Raw genomic sequence first — 6,733 nt, 5'->3', positions numbered from 1 at the left:
GTCACCTTCTTCAGCGCCTGTGCCACCATGTTGGTCTCGAAGGTCAGCATCGCCTGGTCGAGTGGCGTCATGTCGTGGGTCTCCTCCGCACCCGGCCTTTGTGGCACTAGAACCAGCCATGGCCAGCGGTGATCGTTCATGATCCGCAATTCGCACAGCCCAAGCCACATCAACTGCTCGCTGTCCGCCTCCAGCCGGGCGTCCAGCGTGAATCCGGCCTTCAGGCCCGGCAACATCGGCGTTTCCCTTACTTTTCTTGCTTTCCTCGAACTCGTGGACGCTAGAGCGCTGGCACGGGGGCCGCAAGCGAATCATTGTTTTCCTCACGGTTTGGTGCGTCAAATCTCATGCGCACTTGCATTTCATCGCGCAATTGCCGATATGGACAGCGGGAGGTTGGTGGTGGACGATCCACTCGCCAACCGGGTCAGGTCCGGAAGGAAGCAGCCCTAACGAGCCCGGAACGGGTCATTGTTCCAGCCTCCCGCCTCTTCGCCTTTCTCCCGCGACATTGACGGCGCCAAGCCGAGCGGGCGAAACTATGCGCAGGAATCGGCCGCGTTCAAAGGCGGTCCTTGGAGCTTTACGGGCGAATGAGCGAAGCCGGAAATTCGGGAGCGGACAAGGCCGGCGCCTATCGCGTGCTGGCGCGCAAATACCGTCCGTCGAATTTTTCGGAGCTGGTCGGCCAGGAGCCGATGGTGCGCACCCTCACCAACGCCTTTGCCACCGGCCGCATTGCGCAGGCCTGGATGCTGACCGGCGTACGCGGTGTCGGCAAGACCACGACGGCGCGTATCCTGGCCCGCGCCTTGAACTACAAGACATCAACAGTGGACCAGCCTTCGGTCGACCTTTCGGTGCCCGGCGAGCATTGCCAGGCGATCATGGAAGGCCGCCATGTCGACGTCATCGAGATGGACGCAGCCTCGCACACCGGCATCGACGACATCAGGGACATCATCGAGCGCGTGCGCTACGCCCCGGTTTCGGCTCGCTACAAGGTCTACATCATCGACGAAGTGCACATGCTGTCCACGCAGGCCTTCAACGGCCTGTTGAAGACGCTGGAAGAACCGCCGCCGCACGTCAAATTCATCTTCGCCACCACCGAGATCCGCAAGGTTCCGATCACCGTCCTGTCGCGCTGCCAGCGGTTTGATCTGAGGCGCATCGATGCCGGTGCGCTGGTCGCGCATCTCTCCTCGATCGCGGCCAAGGAAGGCATTTCGGTCGACGACGACGCGCTGGCGATGATCGCGCGCGCCGCCGAGGGTTCGGCCCGCGATTCGCTCTCCATCCTCGACCAGGCGATCGCCCATGGCGCCGGCTCCGTCAGCGCCGAGGCCGTGCGCGCCATGCTCGGCCTGGCCGACCGCGCCCGCATCGTCGATCTGTTCGAACATGTGATGAAAGGTGATGTGGCGGCCGCACTTGGCGAATTCCGCGCCCAATACGACACCGGCGCCGACCCGGCTGCCGTGCTGACCGATCTTGCCGAATTCAACCACCTCGTCACGAGGCTGCGTTTCGTGCCGACCGCCATGGACGACGCATCGCTGTCGCAGGACGAACGCCAGCGTGGCGCCGATTTCGCCAGGGCGCTGTCGGTCAGGGTGCTGTCGCGGACCTGGCAGATGCTGCTCAAGGGCATTCCCGAAGTGCAGTCCTCCAACCGGCCCGTCAGCGCCGCCGAAATGGTGCTGATCCGTCTGGCGCACGCCGCCGACCTGCCGACGCTGGACGAGGCGTTGCGATCGCTCGAAGGGGGAGCACCGGTTCAAAACGGTGCGCCGCGCCCAAATGGAGCGCCCGCCAGTCCCGGCAATGGTGGCGGCAGTGGGGCCAGTGCGGTGGCCCAGACGCGCATGCCCGGCGGATCGGGCGGCGCGCAGACCATGCGGCTGGTCGAGGCCACGCCGGCGCCGGCCGCCTTCGTCGCGCCTCCGCAGCCGGCGCTGGAGACGCAGCCGGTACCGTTGAAATCACTGGCCGACATTGTCGCCCTTGCCGATGCGCAGCGCGACATCGCTTTCAAGGTGCTGCTCAAGAGCTGCATTCGTCTCGTGCGCATCGAGCCCGGCCGCATCGATGTCGGCCTGACCAGCGACGCGCCCAAGATGCTGCTCAACGACCTGACAACGAAGCTGCGCGCCTGGACCGGCCGCAACTGGCTGGTGTCGCTATCGAAGGAAGAAGGTGGCCAGACGCTGGCCGAGATGGAATCGACGAAGCGCGAAAACGCCTTCCTCGATGCCAGGAGCGATCCGACCGTCGCCGCCATCCTGGCGCGCTTTCCCGGCGCCAAGATCATCGACGTGCGCATTCCCGACGTGCCGGAGGTCGACGAGACCGAGGCCGAAGTGCCGGTTGAACCGCCGGCAGATGACGACGAGACCTGACAAATCAAGACAAGGATCGGACCATGAAAGATCTTCTCGGCCTGATGGGCAAGGCGAAGGAAATGCAGGCCAAGTTCCAGGCCATGCAGGATGAGATCGCCACGGTCGAATCCATCGGCCAGGCCGGCGGCGGCCTGGTCAGCGTGACGCTGAGCGGAAAGTTCGAGATGAAGTCGCTGAAGATCGACCCATCTCTGTTCAAGGAGGACGAGGTCGAGATCCTCGAGGATCTGATTCTCGCCGCCCACAATGACGCCAAGGCCAAGGTCGAGCAGATCATGCAGGAAAAGACCAAGGCGCTGACCGCCGGCCTGCCGATCCCGCCCGGAATAAAACTGCCCTTCTAGCCTTCGGCGGCGATGAGCCCATGATCGACGAGCCGTCCGAACGACTGATCGAGCAGCGTATCCGCAACAGGATCTATGAGATCCTGGAAATCCTGGCCGATTGCGATGCCGGCGTCGATATTGTCGGCATCAAGGGCTACTTCAATCTGTTCGAGGATTTCGTGCACCGCCCGTCGATCGAGGCCGGCAGATCGGCGCTTTCGAGGGGGGAGCGCGCGATCGTGCTGGAGATCGCCGAATTCCTCGAGGCGGCTTCCGAAACAAATCCCGATTTCACCAAGGCCGAGTTCATCGACAGCGACTGGCCGGGAAAGATCGCGCCGACGGCCAGGGATGCGCGGGCGCTGTTCCTCAGGCGTGGCCTGTTTTCGGAGAAAGTCGAGGAGGTCGAGCCGGGGCAACCGGCCGCGATTGCGGCGGGGCGATAAAAGCGATTCCGGAAAAGCGTGAGGCGGTTTTCCGTCCGGAATTGCGGCGAAACCAAGAGAGGGCGGTCATCGCATTTATGAAATGATGGCTCGATCTATCTGGAAAGCCACGAAATTGTGCCAATTTGGCAACAGTGCTTCATTAATAACGTTTTAGCCATCATTTTGCCCGAAAGTGTCTCATTCTTGCCGCAGCCTGGGGGCGGGCATCGAAGTGAGAGGGTTACCTGTTGATTGCCATGCGATGGAAGGCGCCGCTGTTGCTCGGCGTCGTTACGTCTCCCCTGTTCTTGGCCGCTTGCAGTCAGACCACGTCGCACGGCATGTCCGTTGCCAGCCTGACCGACGCCATCACGCCGAGTTTCCTGAGCTCGCGGTCTTACAGCCACACGCCGAAGGACAAGGAATGCCTGGAAAGGGCGATGTTCTTCGAATCCAAACGCTCGAGCCGTGACGGCATGATCGCCGTCGGCACCGTCGTCATGAACCGGCTGCGCTCCGGCCAGCACGGCAACACAATCTGCGAAGTGGTGGGCGAGCCCGGGCAGTTCGCGCCAGGTGTCATGACCAGGCAGATGAACTCGCGGGCGATGCCCGATGTCGAGGAAGCCGCCGACGCCGTGCTCAAGGGCGAGCGCAAGGCCAAGCTCAAGAACACGATGTATTTCCACACCGCCGGCCTGCGCTTCCCCTACAACAACATGCATTACACCATGGTCGCCGGCGGCAATGCCTTCTACGAAAAGCGCGGCCGCGACTGGCAGCCGCTGCCCGATGAGCCGATGGTGGCCTCGGTTGAACAGCAGCAGCGCGCGCCTGCGGCGCCCGTGCTTATGGCATCCGCGGAACCGGTGGTCAGGACGATTGTCCATGCCGATCCGGCCAAGCAGGCTGGCGTAACCACCGCGCGCTCGACCCAGGCAACCGCCATACCCGCGCAGCAGACCTATGTGACCGCCGCCGTGGCGCCGGCGGCAAAGTCCGCGCGCGTTGCGGTGAAGCCGACACTGGTGGCGATGCAGGAGCCGATGGAAGAGCCGGATGCCGCCCGTTTCGGCGGCGTCTTGAACACAAGGGTCATCTCCTCGGTCCAGAGCGCGCCGCAGGAAGCGGCGATGGGATTCCAGTCGACGCCTGAGAACACCGATGCCATTGGCGCGATGATCGTCAGCCAGGGTCGGCCGCTCGAAGAGAATTGATCCGCGTCCCGACCCGCAATGGCAGGTCATGCGCGGATGCGGGCTGTTTCAAAGCGCTCTGAAAAATCCTAGATCAGAGCGATGTCGAAGCGAATCGCCGGTCCCGAGATCGAACGCCTGATCCAGCTCCTGGCCAAGGTGCCGGGGCTTGGTCCCCGTTCGGCCAGGCGTGCCGCCCTTCATCTGATCAAGAAGAAGGAGCAACTCCTGTCGCCGCTCGCCGCCGCCATGGGCGAGGCGGCCGACAAGGTGCGCATCTGCTCCACCTGCGGCAATGTCGATACGTCGGACCCTTGCATGATCTGCACCGACCCGCGCCGTGATGCCGCCACCCTCATCGTTGTCGAGGACGTCTCGGATCTCTGGGCGCTGGAGCGGGCGGCGGCGATGAACGTGCGCTACCATGTGCTCGGCGGCACGCTGTCCCCGCTCGACGGCATCGGTCCCGATCAGCTCAACATCCGCTCGCTGGTCGATCGTGTCGCCGGCGGCGATGTGAAGGAAATCATCCTCGCCGTCAACGCGACGGTGGAGGGCCAGACCACCGCGCACTACCTCACCGACCAACTCTCCGGCTTCGACATCAAGGTGACGCGGCTGGCGCATGGCGTGCCGGTCGGCGGCGAGCTCGACTATCTCGACGAAGGCACGCTGGCCGCCGCGCTGCGCTCGCGGACGGCGTTTTGACAAGATTGGCAGGAAGTGCGCGCAATGGCCGTCACAAATCCTTCGACACCTGTGCCAAGTACCCCCCTCTGTCCTGCCGAACATCTCCCCCTCAAGGGGAGAGATTGGCAGTTTCGCGGGCAGCCCATTCCTGTGGATTTTGATAGTTGGCGAAAGCGGTGGCGACGTCTGATCTCCCCCCTTGAGGGGGAGATGTCCGGCAGGACAGAGGGGGGCGCCATAGAGCGCGTCCATCGCAGATTCAGCTTTGTATTCTTTCTGGCCACACTCGTTGGGCTGTTCCTTGCTCTCCCCGCCTCCGCCGCATACGTCGACGACCAGTTCCAGGCCTGGCTCCAAACCGACCTCTGGCCCGAAGCCAAGTCCAAAGGCATCTCGAAAAAAACCTTCGACGCTGCCTTCCTCGGCGTGAAGCCGAACCTCAAGCTGCCGGACCTCGTCATGCCCGGCGAAAAGCCTGCGACGCCGCAGAAGCAGCATCAGGCCGAGTTCGGTGCGCCTGCCAACTATTTCGCCGAGAAGATCGTCCGAGCCGTCACCTTGGGCGGGCGCACACGCGAGAGCGCCAATTCAAGAGTGCTCGGGCTGATCGAGAAGCGCTACGGCGTTCCCGGCGACATCGTCCTGGCGATCTGGGGCCGCGAGACCGGCTTCGGCGCCGCCAAGATGCCTTACGACGCTTTCGAGGTGCTGGGCACCGACGCGTTCATGTCGACCAAGAAGGACTTCTTCCGCACCGAGGTGCTGGCGGCGCTCGAGATCGTCGAACGCGGATTGGCTCCCGTCAACGCCATGAAGTCATCCTGGGCCGGTGCGCTCGGCCAGCCGCAATTCATGCCGACCTCTTTCCTCAAGCATGCCGTGGATTTCGACGGCGATGGCAGACCCGACATCTGGAATTCGACGCCCGACGTGCTCGCCTCGATCGCCAACTATCTCGTCCACTATGGCTGGGTGCGGGGACGTGGCTGGGGTTTCGAGGTGACAGTGCCTGAGAGCGTCTCCTGCTCGCTGGAAGGGCCGGACCAGGGCAAGAGGATCTCGCAATGGGCCGCCATGGGCATCAAACGTGTCGATGGAAAGCCGTTTCCGGCGAGCGAATTGAAGGCGGAGGGTTTCCTGCTGATGCCGGCCGGTCGCAGCGGCCCGGCCTTCATCGTCACGCCGAATTTCTATGTGCTCAAGGAATACAACACCAGCGACCTTTACGCCCTGTTCATCGGCCACGGCGCTGACGGGATTGCCCATGGCGATCAGAATTTTTCCGGCAGCTGGGGGCCGGTCGGCGATCTCCATCGTTCCGACATCGCCGCCCTGCAACGGGCGCTGGAAGCCAAAGGCTATGATGTTGGCAGCGCCGACGGCCTGCCGGGCTTCAAGACCCGACGCTCGATTGGCAAGTGGCAGACCGAGAACGGCGAGCCTGCGACCTGCTTTCCAGACGCCGGCCTGGTCGCTGCGCTGAAATAACCCAAAAAAGTAAGGGATTTGTCCCGTTTGCCAGCCCCGATTGGCCTGCGTGTGCGTCGACGCGCCGCCCGCCATTCCGGTCGAATGAGCCGTCGCGTAAAATCCTCGTCGCCTGCCCCGAAGCGCCGGATATGCTGTTGACCAATTGGACAAAAACCACGACGGTAAGTGGTCGAGGGGCTGTTGCCGGCCCCGAAAAG

At 63.3% G+C, this 6,733-nt stretch carries 6 protein-coding genes, 1 other RNA gene and 1 pseudogene; 7 read left to right on the top strand and 1 reads right to left on the bottom strand.

Features of this window, described 5'->3' with window-relative positions; genetic code table 11:
* A pseudogene (locus tag FJ934_RS06255) lies at positions 1–236 on the bottom strand (HIT domain-containing protein); the annotation flags it as partial.
* A gap of 155 nt (positions 237–391) precedes the next feature.
* On the opposite strand from FJ934_RS06255, the gene ffs reads away from it, so the two are divergent.
* The 7 genes from ffs (at position 392) to FJ934_RS06215 (ending at position 6,533) form a co-directional block, all read left to right on the top strand.
* An RNA gene (gene ffs, locus FJ934_RS06250) (signal recognition particle sRNA small type) lies at positions 392–488 on the top strand.
* A 105-nt stretch (positions 489–593) separates the two neighbouring features.
* Entirely contained in the window at positions 594–2,402 is a 1,809-nt protein-coding gene (locus tag FJ934_RS06245) for a DNA polymerase III subunit gamma/tau (RefSeq protein ID WP_140607820.1), read from the top strand.
* Between the two features lie 23 nt (positions 2,403–2,425).
* Complete coding sequence (locus tag FJ934_RS06240) at positions 2,426–2,749, top strand: YbaB/EbfC family nucleoid-associated protein (RefSeq protein ID WP_140607818.1); 324 nt, start codon at positions 2,426–2,428, stop codon at positions 2,747–2,749.
* 20 nt (positions 2,750–2,769) lie between these two features.
* Positions 2,770–3,177 carry a hypothetical protein gene (locus tag FJ934_RS06235; RefSeq protein WP_140607816.1) on the top strand — a complete coding sequence of 136 codons (408 nt, stop codon included), beginning with the start codon at positions 2,770–2,772 and terminating at the stop codon, positions 3,175–3,177.
* Positions 3,178–3,407: 230 nt separating this feature from the next.
* A complete protein-coding gene (locus tag FJ934_RS06230) occupies positions 3,408–4,376 on the top strand; it encodes a cell wall hydrolase (RefSeq protein ID WP_140607814.1) in 969 nt (322 codons plus the stop codon).
* Positions 4,377–4,457: 81 nt separating this feature from the next.
* Positions 4,458–5,063, top strand: a complete 606-nt coding sequence (gene recR, locus FJ934_RS06225; protein ID WP_140607812.1) for a recombination mediator RecR — start codon at positions 4,458–4,460, stop codon at positions 5,061–5,063.
* A 192-nt stretch (positions 5,064–5,255) separates the two neighbouring features.
* A complete protein-coding gene (locus FJ934_RS06215; RefSeq protein WP_140607810.1) occupies positions 5,256–6,533 on the top strand; it encodes a lytic murein transglycosylase in 1,278 nt (425 codons plus the stop codon).
* The last annotated feature ends 200 nt before the right edge of the window (positions 6,534–6,733 follow it).

Origin of the sequence: Mesorhizobium sp. B2-4-12, from assembly GCF_006441575.1 — a bacterium.
Classification (GTDB): Bacteria; Pseudomonadota; Alphaproteobacteria; order Rhizobiales; family Rhizobiaceae; genus Mesorhizobium.
The sequence above is the reverse complement of the archived record's forward strand: the minus strand, read 5'-3'. Positions and strand labels throughout refer to the sequence as shown.